The sequence below is a fragment of the Candidatus Chloroploca mongolica genome, from assembly GCF_004762035.2.
Lineage (GTDB): Bacteria > Chloroflexota > Chloroflexia > Chloroflexales > Chloroflexaceae > Chloroploca > Chloroploca mongolica.
In genome coordinates, this window is sequence record NZ_SIJK02000008.1 from 132,991 (window position 1) to 152,223 (window position 19,233).

The 19,233-nt window shown below is 57.5% G+C and carries 18 protein-coding genes; 10 read left to right on the top strand and 8 right to left on the bottom strand.

Annotated features, from left to right (window positions below; all coding sequences use genetic code 11):
* Positions 1-29: 29 nt before the first annotated feature.
* Positions 30-1,187 carry a 6-phosphofructokinase gene (locus EYB53_RS06745; protein ID WP_135477443.1) on the bottom strand — a complete coding sequence of 386 codons (1,158 nt, stop codon included), beginning with the start codon at positions 1,185-1,187 and terminating at the stop codon, positions 30-32.
* Positions 1,188-1,588: 401 nt separating this feature from the next.
* Between EYB53_RS06745 and EYB53_RS06750 the strand changes: the two genes are divergently transcribed.
* Complete coding sequence (locus EYB53_RS06750) at positions 1,589-2,914, top strand: sugar ABC transporter substrate-binding protein (protein WP_205712597.1); 1,326 nt, start codon at positions 1,589-1,591, stop codon at positions 2,912-2,914.
* Positions 2,915-3,176: 262 nt separating this feature from the next.
* Positions 3,177-3,767, top strand: coding sequence for a zinc ribbon domain-containing protein (locus tag EYB53_RS06755; protein WP_135477445.1), 591 nt, complete (start codon positions 3,177-3,179; stop codon positions 3,765-3,767).
* A gap of 119 nt (positions 3,768-3,886) precedes the next feature.
* Here EYB53_RS06755 and EYB53_RS06760 read toward each other — a convergent pair whose 3' ends face one another.
* Genes EYB53_RS06760 through EYB53_RS06775 form a run of 4 tightly spaced genes read right to left on the bottom strand, consistent with a single transcriptional unit; the run spans position 3,887 to position 7,627 of the window.
* Positions 3,887-4,675: a TlyA family RNA methyltransferase gene (locus EYB53_RS06760; RefSeq protein WP_135477446.1), complete on the bottom strand. Its 789-nt coding sequence runs from the start codon at positions 4,673-4,675 to the stop codon at positions 3,887-3,889.
* A gap of 6 nt (positions 4,676-4,681) precedes the next feature.
* Complete coding sequence (locus tag EYB53_RS06765; protein WP_135477447.1) at positions 4,682-5,026, bottom strand: hypothetical protein; 345 nt, start codon at positions 5,024-5,026, stop codon at positions 4,682-4,684.
* 12 nt (positions 5,027-5,038) lie between these two features.
* Positions 5,039-6,682, bottom strand: a complete 1,644-nt coding sequence (locus EYB53_RS06770) for a glycine--tRNA ligase (RefSeq protein WP_135477448.1) — start codon at positions 6,680-6,682, stop codon at positions 5,039-5,041.
* Positions 6,683-6,685: 3 nt separating this feature from the next.
* Positions 6,686-7,627, bottom strand: a complete 942-nt coding sequence (locus EYB53_RS06775; protein WP_135477449.1) for a tyrosine recombinase — start codon at positions 7,625-7,627, stop codon at positions 6,686-6,688.
* 164 nt (positions 7,628-7,791) lie between these two features.
* Between EYB53_RS06775 and EYB53_RS06780 the strand changes: the two genes are divergently transcribed.
* Positions 7,792-8,757, top strand: coding sequence for a diacylglycerol/lipid kinase family protein (locus tag EYB53_RS06780; protein WP_135477450.1), 966 nt, complete (start codon positions 7,792-7,794; stop codon positions 8,755-8,757).
* A 10-nt stretch (positions 8,758-8,767) separates the two neighbouring features.
* Entirely contained in the window at positions 8,768-9,790 is a 1,023-nt protein-coding gene (locus tag EYB53_RS06785) for a TolB family protein (protein WP_135477451.1), read from the top strand.
* A gap of 339 nt (positions 9,791-10,129) precedes the next feature.
* Here the strand turns inward: EYB53_RS06785 and EYB53_RS06790 are convergent, their stop codons facing one another.
* Positions 10,130-10,702: a 5-formyltetrahydrofolate cyclo-ligase gene (locus EYB53_RS06790; protein ID WP_135477452.1), complete on the bottom strand. Its 573-nt coding sequence runs from the start codon at positions 10,700-10,702 to the stop codon at positions 10,130-10,132.
* Positions 10,703-10,787: 85 nt separating this feature from the next.
* Between EYB53_RS06790 and EYB53_RS06795 the strand changes: the two genes are divergently transcribed.
* The gene (locus EYB53_RS06795; RefSeq protein ID WP_135477453.1) at positions 10,788-11,246 is read left to right on the top strand and encodes a MarR family winged helix-turn-helix transcriptional regulator; all 459 of its coding nucleotides are present in this window, start codon (positions 10,788-10,790) and stop codon (positions 11,244-11,246) included.
* A 13-nt stretch (positions 11,247-11,259) separates the two neighbouring features.
* Here EYB53_RS06795 and EYB53_RS06800 read toward each other — a convergent pair whose 3' ends face one another.
* A complete protein-coding gene (locus EYB53_RS06800) occupies positions 11,260-11,709 on the bottom strand; it encodes a hypothetical protein (RefSeq protein ID WP_097654635.1) in 450 nt (149 codons plus the stop codon).
* Between the two features lie 137 nt (positions 11,710-11,846).
* On the opposite strand from EYB53_RS06800, the gene minC reads away from it, so the two are divergent.
* The 5 genes from minC to EYB53_RS06825 all read left to right on the top strand — a co-directional run bounded on the left by minC (position 11,847) and on the right by EYB53_RS06825 (position 16,806).
* Positions 11,847-12,527, top strand: a complete 681-nt coding sequence (gene minC / locus EYB53_RS06805; protein ID WP_135477454.1) for a septum site-determining protein MinC — start codon at positions 11,847-11,849, stop codon at positions 12,525-12,527.
* 69 nt (positions 12,528-12,596) lie between these two features.
* On the top strand, positions 12,597-13,397 hold the full coding sequence (gene minD, locus EYB53_RS06810) for a septum site-determining protein MinD (protein WP_135477455.1): 801 nt from the start codon (positions 12,597-12,599) through the stop codon (positions 13,395-13,397).
* 15 nt (positions 13,398-13,412) lie between these two features.
* Positions 13,413-13,679 carry a cell division topological specificity factor MinE gene (gene minE, locus EYB53_RS06815; protein WP_097654638.1) on the top strand — a complete coding sequence of 89 codons (267 nt, stop codon included), beginning with the start codon at positions 13,413-13,415 and terminating at the stop codon, positions 13,677-13,679.
* 5 nt (positions 13,680-13,684) lie between these two features.
* On the top strand, positions 13,685-15,280 hold the full coding sequence (gene era / locus EYB53_RS06820; RefSeq protein WP_254150940.1) for a GTPase Era: 1,596 nt from the start codon (positions 13,685-13,687) through the stop codon (positions 15,278-15,280).
* A 257-nt stretch (positions 15,281-15,537) separates the two neighbouring features.
* On the top strand, positions 15,538-16,806 hold the full coding sequence (locus tag EYB53_RS06825) for a serine/threonine-protein kinase (protein WP_135477456.1): 1,269 nt from the start codon (positions 15,538-15,540) through the stop codon (positions 16,804-16,806).
* Positions 16,807-16,884: 78 nt separating this feature from the next.
* Here EYB53_RS06825 and EYB53_RS06830 read toward each other — a convergent pair whose 3' ends face one another.
* Entirely contained in the window at positions 16,885-19,035 is a 2,151-nt protein-coding gene (locus EYB53_RS06830) for a histidine kinase N-terminal 7TM domain-containing protein (protein ID WP_135477457.1), read from the bottom strand.
* Positions 19,036-19,233 lie beyond the last annotated feature (198 nt).

Sequence of the window (19,233 nt, forward strand, 5' to 3'; positions counted from 1 at the left end):
GGCTTTTTTACGTTCCCCCAACCAAATGCTTAATAGAGGAACATCGGCTTGCCGACGAGGTGGGTAATATGCGGTTTGTACTGCTCGGTATCATAGAGTTCAGGCACGTCAACGCGCTTGACCCCGCGAATACTCGAGTCGACGAGCACGGTCGTATAGACCCCATTTTGCAGCGCAACCATCACGCCATCGTGTCCCTTTTCGAGCTGCTGGATCGCCAGGTTGCCAAATGAGGCGGCCACCATACGATCAAGCGAGTCGGGAGCACCGGCACGCATCAGGTAGCCGAGTTGTTGATTGAGGATATCCACCCCGGTGATCTTGGTGAGCGCTTCACCGACGATCTCTCCAATTCCACCGAGTTTGCGGTGCCCATAGGCATCTTCCTGCCCATATTCGACCACCTGCCCGCCGAGCATACTGGCACCCTCAGAAATAACGAGGACGGCATAATTGCTCGGGTTGTTGCGCCGATCATCCATAATGAAACTGGCGACACGCTCGATGTCAAAGGGCACTTCGCTGATCAAGGCCCGATCAGCATCACCAAGGTAAGCCGAAATAAGGGCCGTTTCACCACTGTTGCGCCCAAAGAGTTCGACCACCGCGATCCGCTCGTGGCTTCCTGCCGGGGTACGCAGAGCATTGATGAATTCGACACTGCGGGTTACTGCGGTGCTAAAACCGATACAGTAATCGGTGCCAAAGACATCATTGTCCATTGTCTTGGGAATCGCGATGACCCGAATGCCCTCTTGATGCATCCGGGCGGCGTAACTCAGCGTATCATCACCACCAATGGGGATAAGTGTGTCAACGCCGAGATGCTCGAGAACCCGTAGCACATGGGGCGTCGCGTCAATGAGCTTCTTCTCACCTGCTGGCTCGAATTTGCCCTGGAGAAAATCGGGTATAGCCGATGGTTTTACTTTGGCTGGATTGGTACGTGAGGTGTGCAGATGCGTACCACCAGAACGATCAATTGTCCGAACATGTGCTGGTGTCAGCGGTTGCACCCATTCGGAGCTTCCATCCGGATCGTCAGGGTTGTAGTTGAGGAGCCCTGCCCATCCCTTACGGATACCAACAACTTCCCATCCATTTGCCGCTGCACGGTTGACCACTGCTTTAATACATGGGTTTAGACCGGGCACGTCACCACCACCGGTGAGGATACCGATGCGCATAGTCACTCCTTCATAGCCTTATCGTACCACTTGTCACGGATACTGCTTGATGCTCGATGCTTAGGCCGAAGGCTGCATGTAACCGTTCGATACGTTATCGTAAGCACAGAACATCCCTTTACACCATTGTAGAGATGGTTCCTAACAGGTAGATGGCTGAACTACTTGCATGTAAACGCGTCTCGTGCCGTCTATCATAATCCTTTGCTAGCGGCTGTGCGGTTAAGATTGCTTTCCGCAAGGTAGTGATTAACAAAGCTAAGATCATTATATATGCTTGGCCCTGTGGCCTACGGCCACAGGGCCAAGCATGTTATGTGCGGTTCTACGTAGGCCACAGGTGCAAGCAGGCCATGGGCGGTTGGGCTACGAGGGACAGCAGACTGTACTATAATACGGGTATGAAATGCTTGCGTACAATCTGGTTGCTGTTGCTCGCACTGCTCCTGGTGATGGTCGCTACCGGGTGTGCTCCTCCTCCATCAGCTGAGATTGTGGTGGATCAAGCGCGTGAGCCGTCGCCAACACCGACGCTCGTGCCTCGCCCTTCGGCGACGCCGTTGCCCACGCGTGTACCGCCGACACCGACGCCCACGCTTCCGGCGCTTTCGATTTGGGTCGCTGAAGAAGGCCCCGCACTCGCTACGGTACAGGCGCTCTTCGCCGATCTCGCTCAACGCGCCGACCTTGAGCTCGAGGTTGTGCCGCGCCCGCCCGATGGTCTACGTTTGAGTATCGCGACAGCGTCGGTACGCGGCGAGCCGTTACCTGATCTGATCTGGGGGCATCAAGAGGATCTTGCTGGTCTGTTGCTTGATGGTCACCTGCAGCCGGTTCCCGACGCTCTGCGTTCAATCGAGGCGCTGCCGGCGTTGCTCACCACTGCAACCTATGATGGTCTGCTCTGGGGTGTTCCGGTGCTGGCGCGCAATAGCCTTTTGTTGCTCTACAATCGTGAGTTGATCGAGGCAGCGCCAGCCACCAGCGATGAGTTGATTGTCCGTGCGCGAGCGGCAAGCAATCCAATGACGGCTGGTCTGGTGATGGCCTGGACTGATCCGCACTGGGTGTTGCCCTGGTTGCATGCGTTTGGGGGCGCTCCAACCGATCCTGCCGGCGCAACGATTACGCTCAATACGCCTGCGATGACGGCCACTCTGAACTTGATGCGTGAGTTGTATACGGCGGCCCCAACCAATGGCGATAGCTATGCGCGTGGGCAGCGCCTCTTTGCCCAGGAGTATGCCGCTTTTGCAATTGATGGTGACTGGGCCTTGCCCCGCTATCGTGCGGTGAGCGAGACCCTTGAACTCGGCATTGCGCCGTTACCAATGGTCCCCGCAACTGGCAAGGCCCCGCTTGCACCCCTTGGGGGCACCTATCTGATGGTTACGACCGGGTTGGAGCCGTCACGCCTGGCCGATGTCGCGACGCTTGCGACGCTGCTCAGCGAACCCGAGGTTCAATTCAAGTTGGCCCGTGAGCTCGGGCGCTTACCTGCACAACAGGCCGTGCTTGCGCAACTCGTCAATGGCGACGATTCCGCGCTGGCCGTCGCCGCCCGACGCGCCACCGAGGCGCCAGGCTTGCCGCCAACACAGGCCGTCCGTTGTGCGCTCTATGGGATCAATGCCTGGATGGGCCGGCTCCTTGCCGGTACGCTTGAGGTCAATCAGGCCCCGCTGAATATGCAACGCGAGGCCGAAGCGTGTCTGAGTCGTTTTTAACTACGCTCTTGAATATATTTTTAGATAGTTTTTCAGTTTACGCTCATCGTAGTGCCGACTTATGAATATTCAATCGTCCATCGGGTCTATGGTAGTGCCGACTTCAGTCGGCTTCCGGCTCAGCCGACTGAAGTCGGCACTCCGAAATCAGCACTACGAAGTCGGCACTCCGAGTCGCGAGTAAAGCTGCGTGAGCCGACTCTCCCAGAAGATTGCGGTGGTTCTACCTGGTCATGTGTGACCGAATGTTGCGGAGGAACCTATGCGTTGTCAAGCCTGTGGTGCCGATCTGCCCGATGATGCGGCTTTTTGTATTGAGTGTGGAACCCCAACCGAGCGACCGGGTGTCACCGGTTCGACCGTTGTGTTGCCAAAGACTAGCGCCCCCAACGTGATCACGTGTGCGGTATGTGGGGCCAACAATCCACCGTATGCGGTCTTTTGTGTGCGTTGTGGTCAACGCCTCGGTGATCCTGCCGCCATGCCGACGCGCAGTTCGCCACCTATCATCGATCTTGAACCTGCCCGCGATCTGGCTGCGCCAGAACCACCTGCGCAGCCACGGGCACAACCGGCCACTGATGCGATTGCCGCGGTCGTCTTCTTGATTGGCCTGGCCCTGCTCTTCTTTACTCGTCAGTTCTGGCCGGGCATTCTGGTCGTTGTTGGCCTCACCAGTTTTATTAGTGAAGCCCTGCGTGGGCGCTATTTCAATGGCCTCAATAGCATCATCTGGCTTTTTGGTCTGGCTCTGCTTTTTACCATCCCGCGGATCTTTTTGCCAGGCATCCTCGTCTTGATTGCGCTGACCGTCGCCGTTGATTGGCTCCGCCGTCGTTTTGAGTCACGGTGATGTCTGCCAAAATCGCTGCTGCACTCCCCAACTTCCCAGAGTGGTTCGCAAAAACGTTGCGCCTTTGCGCCTTTGCGCCTTTGCGTCAAAAAAACTACTTTATTTGCCAGGTATTGCCACTACAACACGATCTTTTCGAGCTCAAGCGGCTCCCCACCAGGTTGCAACCAGGCAAGAAATTCCTGATTGCCGGCGGGCCCGGTGATCGGCGAGCGGGTCAGACCACACGGGGTGAGCCCGAGTTCGTTAGCCGCCCCGAGTACCTGGCGAATGACACTGCGATGGATCGCCGGATCGCGCACCACGCCGCCTTTGCCAACCTGAGCAGGGCCGGCTTCAAACTGGGGCTTGATCAGCACCACCACCCAGGCAATCGGCGTAATCAAGCGCTGGATCGATGGCAAAACCAGCTTGAGCGAGATGAAGGCAAGGTCAACCACCGCACACTCGGCCAGGGGCGCGCGGGGCGAAGCGTCGGCCCCAGGCGCAGGGGGCAACGCCTCCAGGTAGCGGATATTCGTGCGCTCCAAGGTCACCACCCGCGCATCAGCACGGAGCCGGTACTCAAGGATTCCATAGCCAACGTCAACCGCATAGACAAGGCGCGCCCCGCGTTGCAGCAAGACATCGGTGAAACCGCCTGTCGAAGCACCGGCATCGAGGGCGGTCAGGCCAGCCGGGTCAAGCCCGAACTGATCGAGCGCATGCGCCAGTTTGTAGCCGCCACGACTCGCGTAGGGCAGCGCAGCGACGACCTCAACGGCGCAACGCGCATCAACCTGCATCCCAGGCTTGCTCGCGGGTTGCCCATCAACCCGAACACTCCCGGCCATCACGAGCGCCTGCGCCTTGCTACGGCTCTCGACCAGGCCACGCTCGACCATCAGCGCATCAAGACGGAGCTTCATTGGTCGTTATGTCCAGCGATCCTGGAGCACCTCGAGCCGGGCAATTTCGGCTTCGAGCTCACTCACCATCGTGCGCAACCAGTGCGGCGGCTCATTGTGTGGATCGTGCAACTTGAAGCGCAAGCGGCGCAACTCGGTGCGCCGCTGGTGCAATTCGCCAACCACCGTCTCGCCAACGGCACGCTCTTGCTGCTCTGATGATGGTTCAGGCACGTGCCCAAGATGCGCCGTCACCAGTGCCGTCACCAGATCATCAAGGGTACGTCCTTCACGTTGGAGCAGTGCAAGCAAGCGTTCACGTTCTGCGGGTTCAAGGTAAATGCGTGTAGGAATAGTAAATCGACCTTGCATAGGCACCTCGCTTTAATTGCGCAATTTCGCCTCAAGATAGCCCTGCAATTCGCTGATAGCGACCCGTTCCTGGGCCATCGTATCGCGATCACGCACGGTAACTGTCCCCGTCAGCGCGCCGTCTTTGCCTTCGCCGATAGTATCAAAATCAACTGTGACGCAGAACGGAGTTCCGATTTCGTCCTGACGCCGATAGAGCTTGCCAATCGCTCCGGTATCATCATATACCGTGCGCATGTTATTTTCTAGTTGAAGTTGGCGACGGATCTGCCGTGCGGTCGTAACGATCTTTTCATGGTTCCGTTTCAGCGGAAAGACCGCCACTTTCACCGGGGCAAGCCGCGGGCGCAGATGGAGCACCGTGCGATAGTGTTCATCAAGCAGCGGCTGAGCCTGGCCGCGCAGCTTTTTGCCAAGATCAATCAGATCGGCCCCCGGCATCGCCAGCAAGGCCTCGACGGCGGGCAAACGTTCGGGGAGCGCGGCGGCGACGGCCTGGCCCTGTTCAAGCAGGTCATCGCGTTGCTGCGGGCCCATCTTCTCATTGCGCCCGACCGACTTCAGAAAAGCCGCCAGCGCCTCACCAACCGCCGTCAGGCGCTCGGGCGCAGGAGGCTTCGTCATCTCCTCAGCATATGCTTCACAGAGCACCGCCAGCAACCCACGGCCAACCCCGGCTGAAGGCTCGATCACATAGGGCACCAGGTGCGTCTTGCGCTCGGCATCATAGTAGGTCAGACGCGCCGTACTATCGTGATTTGCGTTCACACGGGCCGTCAGATTGAGTTGCGCCTGATCCTTACTATGCGAGCCGAGATCATAATCGGTACGATTCGCGATGCCCTCGATCTCTTGCACGCCAATAGAGGGATAATCGTACATCAAATCATAGGTACGTTTCGAATAGTGGGCTAACTCATCAGCCGGCACATCATAGATCGTAATGCGCTCGCGGGGCACCCCGACCGAGGCCCACCAGTCGAGGCGTGCCTGGAGCCAGTGCTCGTGCCAGGCTTCATCGGTACCCGGCAACACAAAAAACTCAATCTCCATCTGGTCAAACTCGCGCACCCGGAAGAGGAAATTGCGCGGATTGATCTCATTGCGAAACGCCTTGCCGACCTGCGCAATGCCAAAGGGCAACTTGCGGCTCGTCGTCGTCAACACATTCGCAAAATTGGCAAAAATACCCTGGGCTGTCTCGGGGCGCAGATAGGCAAACGCCTCATCATCAGCGACCGGCCCGATAGCCGTCTTGAACATCATATTGAAATCGCGTGGCTCGGTAAAGCGGCCCTCGCAGGTTCCAGGACGCTGATCAGGGTGCAACAGACAGCGCGCATCGGCAAGCTTATCGGCACGAAAGCGACCCTTGCAGACCAGACAATCAACCAGTGGATCATTGAAGGTCTGCTCGTGGCCGGAATACTTCCAGACCAGCCGATTCATCAGAATCGACGCATCGAGCCCCTCCATATCATCGCGGGCATAGACATTGGTGCGCCACCAGTCAGCGATCAGATTATTCTTGAGTTCAACCCCCAGCGGCCCAAAATCATAAGTTCCCTGGAGACCGCCATAGATCTCGCTCCCCGGAAAAATAAAACCCCGGCGCTTACAGAGCGAGACGATCTGATCCATCGAAAGAGCAGGCATAAACTAATCCTCATCCTGAACGGCATCTGCCTTAACTTCGGCTGCGGGATAGGCCGCGTTGAGTTGAGCAAACGTCGGCGACAACGAAGCTTGCTCACTCTGCATGATTGCATAGATCTGGGTGGTTGCAAGTGATGCATGGCCCAGGCGCTCTTGTACTTCACGCAGATCGGCCCCATTGGCAAGCATATGGCTGGCAAACGAATGGCGCAGCATATGCGGAGTCAGATCGTAGAGCCCAATTTCTTCGGCATACCCCTTGAGGATCAGCCAGAAGCCCTGACGGGTCAACCGCTTGCCACGGTGATTCACAAAGAGCGCCGTCGCACGCACACCGTCTGACCGCGTCAACTGCGAACGCGCATTATCGAGGTACTCCTCGACAGCAACAAAGGCCGTATCATTGAGGGGCAAGACCCGCTCGCGCCCGCCACGGCCCGCGCAGCGTACGGTGTGCGCTTCGAGTGACAGATCATGCAGCTCAAGCGCCACCAGTTCGCCCACACGCATCCCGGTAGCATAAAGCAACTCAAGCATGGCTTTATCACGCAACCCCTCAGACGATGACGAGCGCAGGGGCAACTCGAGCAGTTCATCAACCTGGAACAGGGTGAGCGATTTTGGCGTATACCGATCAACCTTTGGCGAGTCAATTGCCGTTGAGGGGTCAACCTCGATCACGTGCTGACTCACGAGATACGCAAAAAACGCTTTCACTGCTGCGGTACGTCGAGCCACCGTACTGTTGGCATACCGACGCTCACGCAAAAAGATCGAAAATCCCATCACATGATCAGGGGTAACGTCAGTCCAGGCCCTCACGTCTTGTTCCTGTAAATACGCGACAAGTTGATCGAGATCAATGCGATAGGCCGAAATCGTATTTGGAGCTTTGCCTCGCTCAGTCGCCAGATACGCGAGAAATTGATCAATCAACGCTTGCATACATCTTGTTTCCGCTGGTCAGATTTGCTACAAAGCCATACAGGACATGCGTGGTGTTCTTTGAGGAGGCGGGTAGAGCGTATGGTAACGCAAAGGCTATGGGGTGTCAACCGCCGGGTGTGGTATACTGCCAGAGTCTCAAGCCCTCTATCATTAATGGTATTATGCAAACAATGCTTGTGTTCAATCCGACGGCTGGCCAGGCTGAAACGCTCGAGCGCGAACTGGAAGTTGCGGCGAGTGTCTGGCGTGAGCAAGGCTGGCGGGTCGTGCTTGAACCAACTCGTGCGGCCGGGGATGGTCGCCGTTTGGCCCGTCTGGCTGCAGAGCAGGGCTATCATCTGGTGATCGCCGCCGGTGGTGATGGCACCATCAACGAGGTAATCAATGGGCTCGTTGGTTCGCAGACTGCGCTGGCGACGTTGCCGCTCGGCACGATGAATGTCTGGGCGCGTGAACTCGGGTTGCCGTTGCAACCCCGGGCTGCCGCAACGGCCCTGTTGAGTTGGAAGCCCCGCCCGATTGACCTCGGACGTGCCGGTGAACACTATTTTCTGTTGATGGCCGGGATTGGCTTTGATGCCGCGATTACTGCGGGTGTCAAGCCCGATGAAAAACGTCGCTTTGGCGCACTGGCCTATGTGGTGCGTGGCATCGAAGAGGCTTTTCGTATCCGGGGTGCGCGCACCCAACTCTATCTTGATGGTCGCCCGTTCAAGGCTCGGGTCTTGATGATCGTTATTGGCAATTCGCAACTCTATGGCGGCCTGGTCAAAATCACCCATCGGGCTAGTATTGACGATGGTCTGCTTGATGTCTGTGTGATTAAAGGCTACAATGGCCTGAGCGCCCTCCGTCGTCTGGGGGCGATTCTGTTGCGTAGCTATAGCCAGGATCCTGATATTGCCTATTACCGTGCCCGTACGATTGAGGTAACCTCGCGCCCGCGGATGCCGGTACAGGTTGATGGCGATTCCATCGGGATGACTCCGATGACCTTTGAAGTTGTTCCTGGCGCACTCATGGCCCTCTTGCCGCCCAATTTGCCCGAGGATCTGGTTGCGCCCCTGACGAATCGTGAGGCCCGTCGGCTGTTGCCCTGGATTATCAGTTGGTTTGTGCGACGGTAGGGTTGCGTCTATGCGACGATACAGTTTCTTCCTTCTGCTCATACTGGCCTTGCTCTTGACCGCTTGTGGCGATAATCCGCAACCATCAGAGCCAGCCGGATCCAACCGCGAGGCGTCTGAGCGTGTGGTGCGCGGCGAAACGTTGGCCGGACGGTTGCTTTTTGTGCGTGATGGGGTCATCTGGCAGTGGAAGGGCAACGAGGCTCAGCCCCTCTTTGGGTCAGGTGAGGCCGTGCATCCGGCCTGGTCACCCAACGGTGATCGCATCGCTTATGTTGTTCGTCACAACAGCTTTAGCGATCTCCTGCTGATCGATGCCGAAGGCGGCCCGCTCGCCCAGTTAACCGAATTTGGCACCACCGAGCCACCCAACAGCCTCAGGCGTGTCTATGCAAGCCGGTGGGTCTGGTATCCTGCCTGGCACCCCAATGGAATGCAAATCGTCGTGGCAGCCCAGGCCGCCCCACCCGTGGGTGACCCGCCGGCCGACTATAACCTGAGTCTCGCGTTACTTGCGGCTAGCCCCGGGCCAATCACCAGCCTTTATGCCGATAGCAATGCCCATGTTGGACGCAGTGCCTTTAGCCCTGATGGGGCGGTGCTCGTCTTTACCCGGGCTGGCCTCGGGCCGCAGGGGGCGCAGCAACTCTATCGGCTTGATCTCGCCACCCGCGAAGCCCGCGTCGTGCCAGGGGCGCCGGTGCCAAGCTATGATCCTGCTTTTTCCCCTGATGGCTTCTGGCTCGCCTTCACCGCCCGTGATGGTGGTGGCACCGATCTCTTTGGCTTGCCCTCGGGCGGGGTTGGCGTTCCTCAACGCCTCACCAGTCTTGGCACCGCCCGTAGCCCTGCCTTTGCTCCCGAGGGCACCCAACTCGCCTTTCTTGCCATCGCCCCCGGCGAAACAGGCTTTGACCTCTGGGTCGCTGATCTCAGTCTCTCGGAACTGGGGGCGCTCGTCGCCAGCGAGCCCCGGCGCCTTACAACAGGCATGCACCTCGATGTCGACTCAGGCGTCGCCTGGGCACCATAAGCGCCCCTGCCAACAGCTATCCATCGCCCGTTTGGCGTCTAGATGCAATACTTTTCAAAGAAGCTCACGCGAAGACGCGAAGACGCGAAGGGTTACGCTCACCTACGCAAAAACCTTTGCGCCTTTGCGCCTTTGCGTCAAAAGAGCCGCCTTCTTTGCAAGGTATTGCGTCTAGATGCGCTCTAAACACAATACTTTTCAAAGAAGCTCACGCGAAGGCGCGAAGACGCGAAGGGTTACGCTCACCTACGCAAAAACCTTTGCGCCTTTGCGCCTTTGCGTCAAAAGAGCCGCCTTCTTTGCAAGGTATTGGCTCTAAACACCCTTTGCGCCTTTGCGTCAAAGCAGAGAAAAAACCCCTGCTTCGGTGACGATCAGGTCAACTGGCACATCGTGGGGTTCACGGGGTACCTGCGTCACCTGCTGGCAGGCAAAAGCAATGCCGATATGCAACCCAGGACTCATCGCCAGCAGACGATCATAATAACCTTTGCCATAGCCGAGACGGTAACCCTGTGCATCAAAGGCAAGCAATGGCACGAAGGTGAGCTGCCATGTCCCGGGTTCGGCAGGTTCCCGCATGGTCGGGTAGAGTGTCCCAAAACGCCCAGTGATAAAAGCCGTGGGATCGAGGCTGCTGAGCCAACTATTGGTCAGGGTGCCATCAGGCTCAACGACGGGGACCGCAACGCGTTTGCCCTGGGCCAGCGCCTGCCGCAACAGCGGGCGCAGGTCAGGTTCACTCTGCATCGGGAGAAAGGTATGCAAGGTCGCGGCATCGTGATAGGCAGGGAGGCGTTCCAGGTGCGCACAGAGCGCCTGCGTATGCACGTCACGCGCCGCCAGCGCATCGCGACGCTGGCGCATCACGCGGCGAAGTTGTTGTTTCTGCACCGAAATGTCTGTGTACATGGTTTACACATCATCTCTTGACGTTGTCACGTTCCGCTTCTATACTTACTTGCACTTGCAACTATTGCACATGAGAGGGTTACTTATGGCCCCACTGAGCCTTGCGTCGCTGGCCCTGCAGCAGCATCGCCTCATCCACGATATCTATGTTCTCCTTGACGACGGTGACCGGCGGGTTCTCGCCGTAACCCGGCTTACCCCACTCGAATTTGCGGTTCTGCAACGGCTTGATCTCGAACAGGGTCGACGTCTGACGGATATCGGCGCTGAGTTGCTGTGTGTCAAGAGCACGATTACGCGTCTGGTTGATCGCCTCGAGGCAAGTGGCCTCGTTCAGCGCACCCCTGACCCTGACGACCGCCGTGCCCAGCGGCTTCTTTTGACCAGTGAAGGGCATGCGCTGTGTACAAAGGCCTCGGCATTGCATAATACAGCGGTCGAGCGCCGGATGGGGTTGCTGGAGCCGGCTGAACAAGAGGTGCTTGCGTCGTTGCTCGAGAAGCTACGCACGAACTTGCATCGTGATCTGAGCGACAACGCCTAGCAATGACTGACGATCACAGCTTGCCAATGCGATCAAGGGCGGCGTTCCATGCCTTCATACGATCGGGATTGCCGCCAACATCGGGATGATGGAGGCGCGCCATCGCTTTGCGGATAGCATTCACTTCATCTTCTGTGATTTGACCTGCCAGCGCGGTAATATCAATCACCGGCTTGCCGTAATCGGCCTCATGCGCTACCCCCGAGGCCAGGCGCTGGGCACGTGCCCGCCAGAGGTCGCGTTCGTTCGTGAGCGTCGTATTTTCACGCATCGTCTCGGTCAAGGTCGCTACCATCTTGGCGTGAGCACGTTGCGCTTCACCAAACGCCGCAATAGCTTTGTCGAGCTGACGGCGTAACCCGCGCACGGCCTGTTGCGCTTCGGCAAGCTCACGGCGCAACAAATCATATTCGCGCTGGGTAAACCCCTCAAGCGTCGGAGATAGATCCTCTGGCTGTAACACGCGTATCCTCCTGATGGTTGCTCGCGGCGTATCTTAACAGTATAGCGCGTTCAGAGGTATTACGCTAGCAGATCATCGCGTAGGTATCTGTGCTATAATTTAGAGAATTTCTTTCGTTCAAATTAGGCAATGGGCTCATGAGCGACCTGATTAGCATCAAAGGTGGGCGCGACGGTTTACGGATGCGCTTCGATGACACTGCTGATTGGCCTGCTCTGCTGGTTCAGCTTGAACAGCAGTTGACGCAGAACCAGGCCTTTTTTAATGGCGCACGCCTGACCCTCGAACTTGGTGAACGATCCCTTGATGAGATCCAGTTGAGTGAATTGTTGAACCTATTACAACATCATGGTGTCGTCGCTGATGCGCTCAGTGCCAATGCGCGTGAAGCACGCAATGCTGCTCGTGCCATTGGGATCACGGCCCGTCCCTTGCCTCGCTATGCCGATCCGCCCCCAGGGACCCCTTCCGTTGCCCCCGAAAGCGAAGCCTTGCTGCTGACCCGGACGGTGCGCTCGGGGCAGGTGCTCCGTCATAGTGGGCATATTACGCTGATTGGCGATCTCAACCCCGGCGGTGAATTGATTGCCGGGGGCAGCGTGATCGTCTGGGGGCGGTTGCGCGGATTCGTTCACGCTGGAGCCCTCGGCAATGCCGAGGCGGTCATCTGCGGCCTCGAGTTGTCACCAACTCAGTTGCGCATCGCCGATCAGATCGCAACAACGCCTCCGCGGGGCAATGGGCCGCATGTGCCCGAGGTTGCACGGATTGAGCATAATCAGATTGTCGTTGAGTCGTGGGAAAACTATAAGCGCTAATGGGTCAGGTCGAAGGAGGTGGCGCTCCCGCCAACTTCTTCGACCTGGCTCGCAGCGAGTGGAGTGTCTATGGCGCGCGTTATAACCATCACCTCGGGCAAAGGCGGTGTCGGCAAGACAACAACAACGGCGAATCTCGGCACAGCGCTGGCTATGCGAGGCGCACGTGTAGCCGTGATGGATGCTGATATCGGGTTGCGGAATCTTGATGTGGTGATGGGCCTCGAAAATCGCATTGTCTATGATCTGGTTGATGTGGTCGAAGGTCGCGCACGCCTCCGCCAGGCCCTCATTAAAGATAAACGCCTACCTGAACTCTGCCTGCTTCCCGCAGCCCAGACACGCGATAAAGATGCCGTGAGCCCTGAACAGATGGTCTATTTGACCAATCAGTTGCGCACCGAGTTTGATTTTGTCTTGATTGACAGCCCCGCTGGCATCGAAGGTGGTTTTCGCAATGCGATCGTCGGGGCTGATGAGGTGATTATTGTCACCACGCCCGAGGTGTCGGCAGTACGTGATGCCGATCGCATTGTTGGGCTCGTCGAGGCGGCTGAAAAGGGGACGCCGAGTCTGATTGTTAATCGGATTAAGCCGCGCCTCGTCAATCGTGGTGAGATGCTGTCCGTTGAGGATGTGATTGAGTTGCTCGCGATCAATCTGCTTGGTATTGTGCCCGATGATGAGGCCATTGTGACTTCGACGAACCGCGGCGAGGCCGCTGTCTATGACCAGCATTCGCTGGCTGGGCGGGCGTTTCTGAATATTGCTCGCCGCCTCAATGGGGAAGAAGTGCCGTTCCTGCCCCTCCAGGATCAGCCTGGTGTGCTTGAACGCTTTTTTGGAATCTTTGGCCGTCGCCGTACGTAGCGAAAGGACTCTGCTGTGGGCTTTTTAGGCAATCTCTTTGGGGGAGGGCGCCGCGATCGCAGCGCCAGTGTTGCCAAGCAGCGTCTGATGATGGTGCTGGTAGACGATCGCTATAAGCTGACCCCCGATATGCTTGAACAGATGAAAATTGAAATGGCTGAAGTGCTTTCACGCTATTTGCCCCATGTTGACTCTGATCAGATTGAAGTTACCCTGCTTCGCGGGGAGGCAAATGATCATTTGAAAGCCGAAATTCCACTGAAACGTGGCCGAGATGAGTGAGACCCATGCTGCAAGCTTCGTTTGACGCCGAGGCTCGAACCCTCTATGTCTATTTTACGCTCCTTCAAGAAGGTCAGGCCGTGGCGGTGCTCGAGTATCCTGCCGCGCTCTTGCTTGATGCGCAAGGCCGTCTGGTGGCCCTGCAATTGGAACTTGATGACGAGGTAACCCTCGCTCAGCTTGATCTGGTGCTCGATGGTGATTACGATTGCCTGAATATGAGCTCGGGCGTGCTGTTCGTCGCGCTCGCTGAGTCCGTTCCCGTTGAACGGGTGCCTCTCGTCGAGACGGCTATCCTCGATCTTGATGCTGATGATACCATCCTCGGGATCGAGATTGTGCTGCCGCCTCCGCTCGCAACGCCTGAGACCCTCGCTGCGCTCGTACCAATCCTGGTTCCTCTTGATGAGCCAGAGGCCGCCCTTGGCGATGGGCCCGTTGTCTTTATCCAACCCGAGGTTGCACCGGCGGACCTCGATGCGGTTGGCCCTGGCGAGGCTGCTTCGGCTGACCTCGATGCAGTTGCTCCCGCCAGGGTTGCTCCGGTTGATCCCGACGCAGACGTCTTCCCCACACTCACACCAGCACCAGCGCTTGAAGCCGACGCTCATGTCCCTGCAAGCACTGCTGACCCTGCGCCACCACATGCGGCGACCCTTGCCGCAGCTGCGTCGGGATCACCTGAGCCATTACCCAACGTACCTGCCGATTTTCGTTCGGGGTTTGTCGCTCTCGTAGGCAAACCAAATGTCGGCAAGAGCACCCTGCTCAATGCGCTGCTTGGCCAGAAGGTGGCGATTGTCTCGCCCCAACCCCAGACAACGCGGGTACCGCTGCGGGGCATTCTCAATCGGCCGCATGCCCAGATCATCTTTGTTGACACCCCCGGCATTCACAAGCCCAATCACGCCCTCGGGCGGATGATGGTTGATATGGCCGAGCGTACCCTGCCCAACGCGGATGTGATCGGTTTTATGGTTGATATCAGCCAGCCGCCATCGCAACTCGACCGCCAGATTGCGACTCAGGTGCAACGGGTACGCGGCCACGCGGTGCTAATCCTCAACAAGGTTGACCTCCAACCACGTAAGATCGGTGAGTCATACCTCGAAGCATACCGGGCGCTTGGCTCGTGGGAATTGGAAATGGCTATCTCGGCCCAACGCGGGCTGGGTCTCGATAGCTTGATCGAGGCGTTTGAAGTGCGTTTGCCCCCTGGCCCGCCGCTCTATCCCGATGATCAAGTAACTGACCAGAATGAACAACACCTTGCCGCCGAGTTTGTCCGCGAAAAGGTGCTCTACCATACGCAACAGGAAGTTCCCCATGCGGTCGCTGTTGAGGTTGACGAATGGGAACCCCGCGACAATGGTACCTACATCCGCATGACGATCAATGTGGAGCGTGAAGGCCAGAAGGCGATCGTCATCGGTGGGGGGGGCGCGATGCTCAAGAAGATCGGTACCGCTGCACGCTACGAAATAGAGCGCATGCTTGGGCACCAGGTCTTCCTCGATCTCTGGGTCAAAGTTCGCCCCAACTGGCGTGACGATGCCAACGCGCTCAACTGGCTTGGGTATCGCAAAAAAGACTGGAAATAGGGTTGTTCTGCGCCGTACGTGGGCCTACGGCCCACGTACGGCGCAGAACGGTGGGCCAAGCACGGGCCTGTGCAACCATAAAACTCCTGCCCAACGGGGCCGGGCAAGGTACGGCGCAGAACGGTGGACCAAGCGCAGGCCTGTGCAACAAATCCCCCCGGTTCAACGTCAATCCCATAGCTTCGGCTTGTCCGAAGCAAGCGGGTCTGCTACGCTGTGGGTATGGATCCTCCGTTACCCTGCCAGTCTGGAGCGCTATGGACGACGTGACGCACATCCTCTGTCCCATGTGTCATCAGCAAAACTTGCGCCGTGCGCGCTTTTGCCAGCACTGCGGGCATGACGTGATGCTCAATAACGACCGCCCGAGCGATCACCGTCGGTATGTCATTACGCGGGTGATCAAGCAGGGTGGACAGGGGGCGATCTATGAAGGTCTTGACGAGGACGGCAAGGTTTATGCGATCAAGGAGATGCATGATCGTTTTACCAATGCCAATGAGCGGCAGGAGGCGATTCAGCGGTTCAATGACGAGGCCGAGATCCTGCAACGGCTCAATCACCCGCGCATTCCACGGGTCTATAGCCATTTTCGCGATGAGGGACGCCACTATCTGACGATGGATTTTGTGCGTGGCGACGATCTCGAGGAGTTGGTGCAGCGGACAGGCCCCTTTGCTGAGCCGCGTGTGCTGGTATGGGCCGATCAGATCTGCGATGTGCTGGAACATCTGCATGGTAAGGGGCTGATCTACCGTGATATGAAGCCCTCGAATGTGATGGTTGAGCACGAGCACGATGGGATCAAGGTGGTTGACTTTGGCATTACCAAGCTTTTCAAGCCAACCGAACGAGGGACGCAGATTGGCACCCCGGGCTATGCGCCCCCCGAACAGTATCAAGGCCTGGCAACCCCTCAATCTGATATCTACGCCATGGCTGCCACCCTGCATCATCTGCTGACTGGCCGTGATCCAACCGATCAATTGCCCTTTAGCTACCCGGCAGCGCGTACTCTTGTGCCAACCATTTCACAACGCACAAGTGATGCCCTGCAACAGGCCTTGCAGAAGGTGCCCCAGGATCGTTTTGCCACCGTTCAGGCCTTTCGCCGAGCGCTTATGCCGCAGGCACTCCCCCAGCGACCGCAGGTTCGCGTGGCCCCACCAACCGTCCACATCCCTCAGGCTGCTGCGGCACAGGTCGCGGCACCACCGGCGGTGGCCCCCGGCAAGGTTGTTGTCCCACCGGCGGTGGCTCCCGGTAGAGTTACGGCCCCACCGGCACCACAGCCTGTGGTGCCGCAGGCACCAGCGGCGCAACCAAACCGCAAACGACGCGGGTGTGTGACCCGCATCGCCGGATTTATCCGCATGATCATCAACCTCTTCTTCATTGCGCTCATTGCCCTGAGCATCTATGTTGGTGTGCAACGACCTGCCTGGGCCGAGCCGTATGTGGCGCCACTGATCGAATTGATCGAACGCCAGGATGGCAGCATGGCCGAACCGATACCCGGTAGTTGACGCAAAGGTTTGATGCATCTCCACACGCAGCTTCGCGCCTTCGCGTCAAAAAACCATCTTGTTTGAAACGTATTGTCCCTAAGGCAAACGTGGCGAGCGGCGCAACAGTGATAACTGATGGGACGTCAAGGCCGAAACCCCCTCGTACGAGGTGCCATTGGGGGCATCGTTCTCAGGGCAGCTGATTTGCACCTGATTGCGCCCACCGCTCTTCGCACGATAGAGGGCACGATCAGCGCGCTCGAGCAACTGATCAATGCTCTCGGGGTGATCAGGTTTGAGTACCGCAACCCCGATGCTGGCCGTAATATGCATTGATTGCTCGCCGTGTTCAATTGGTTGTGCGGCGATCTGTTCACGGATGGTTTCCAGCAGTGCATAGATATTTGTCACATCTTCGTCGTCAACCAGCACCGCAAACTCCTCACCCCCAATCCGCCCAAGCAGGGCCTCGGGGGGCAATTGATCACGGCATTGCACCGCAATATGGCGCAGGGTCTCGTCGCCCATGCGATGCCCATAGGTGTCATTGACCTGTTTGAAGTGATCGAGATCGATCAACGCAATCACGAGCGAACGCTCATCGGCAAGCGCATTGGCGAGGGTCTTCTCGGCCAGTTCGAAAAAGCGCCCACGATTATTGATTTCGGTCAATGGATCGAGCAGCAACTGGGTATAGAGCCGAGTATTGAGCAGGCTGACGGTCGCTTGTTGGGCAAAAAGCATCAGCAGACGCTCGTCATCGCCGTCAAAATCGCGTTCGCGTAGATTGCTGCTCACCCCGAGAACCCCAACAAGTTGTTCACCTTGCAGCAACGGAACCGCGAGACTCATCTTCATCTCGCTCGTCAACATCCCGGGAAGCGCCTCGGCCCAATCTTGATTCGCCCGCAGGATCAGGCTCCGCCGGGTACAGGCCACATAGCCCAGGGGCGTCTCGTTGAACGCTAGATGGCTGCCATAGCGTTGCGGATCGGGAGGATATGAAGCAGCGACCATAAGATTATCGGCGGCCTCATCGTAGATCAGCAGTTCGGCCAATTCCACCTTGAGCAACGTCGCCACGCGGTTCACAATCGCCTGGAGCAAACGATCCGTCGTATGTTCGGTGGCAATTTCGGCAAAGGTAGCACTGAGGGCTTCGAGGGTGCGCACGCGTTCGTGGGCAAGAGCCGTACTAATCCGCATGGCCTGTTCACTCTGATAGCGCGCAGTAATATTGTGCAAGACGACAATCTGGCCTACATTGTGACGCCGGCGATCAGTGAGGGGGGTACGAACCGCTTCATAGATCTCACCGGGCCTCGTTGCCAGATGGATCTCGGCGTGTTCCTCACTCTGAGCATAACAAAAATCAGCGAGGGTCGGCCACTGGTTCAGAGCCGTATGGGTAAACCAGCCGATACGCTGGTAGAGCACCGGATCGAGCACGTTGGTTGCGGCCTGGTTGAAATCGGTGAGGCGGCCTTCATGGTCAATCACGAGCGCAGGATCACGCAGATGCTCAAAAAGCGTATTGCGGGCAATTGGGTTCAGCCTCAACAGACTCAAACGGGCGATGCCAAGCGCCATCAAGACCCCGGTGGCCGTAAAAGCAACCGGTGAGAGATCCAGATGCGTAAATGGTCTAAACCCGAGCAAATAGAGGAAATTGAGCCCCAGAGGAATGACTGCTGCGAGGATCAAGATCGTGGTTTGCCCACGATAAGGCCGCGGCGTCTGATGCCAGAAGCGTACCAGAATAAGCGTCCCCAGCATCATCGCAAGATAACTATAGACGACATTGAACCAGTACCAGGGACCGCGTTCAAGCGCAAGCAACGGAAAAGGGCCACTGGTATCAAGCGCGATCGACGTATAGTAAAAATAGTGGAGCTCATTGGTAAGATTGAGGATAATTGTCAGGGCAGGCACAATGAAGAGCAAAGCCACGCGCCAATCATCAAGCCAATCGCCTCCCCCGGTATAACGGATAGTAAAGAGCAGCCAGAAGACCGGTGCCGTCGCGATGCCAAAATACTCCACGCTGAGCCAGAAGCGCATCGTTCTGAAATCGCTACTCGCCAGCTCAAGGCCATAAGCCAGCGACCAGGTAGTAATGGCCAGCATCATCAAGGTAAAGAGGGTGCCACTCGGAATAGATGCGCGCCGCTGCCAGACATAGACAGCCAGCGAGGCCGAGATAAACGCCGAAATAATCAGGATGAGTGCGTAGGGATTGAAAGGCATGCAAGCTCTCTATCACGGGATGGATATCTGGTTGGGCTGATGGAAGGCGACAGGGATGTGGTGTCATCAGCATTTTTATTATACGGTATGCTTGTTACCAGATCATTGCGAAGATCTTACAAGTTGTGCGCCAGGTTCCCATGGGCAGTAAAGAATCTCGCGTGTGTAGGCGAACACGGCCAGCTTCGCTGGCCGTGT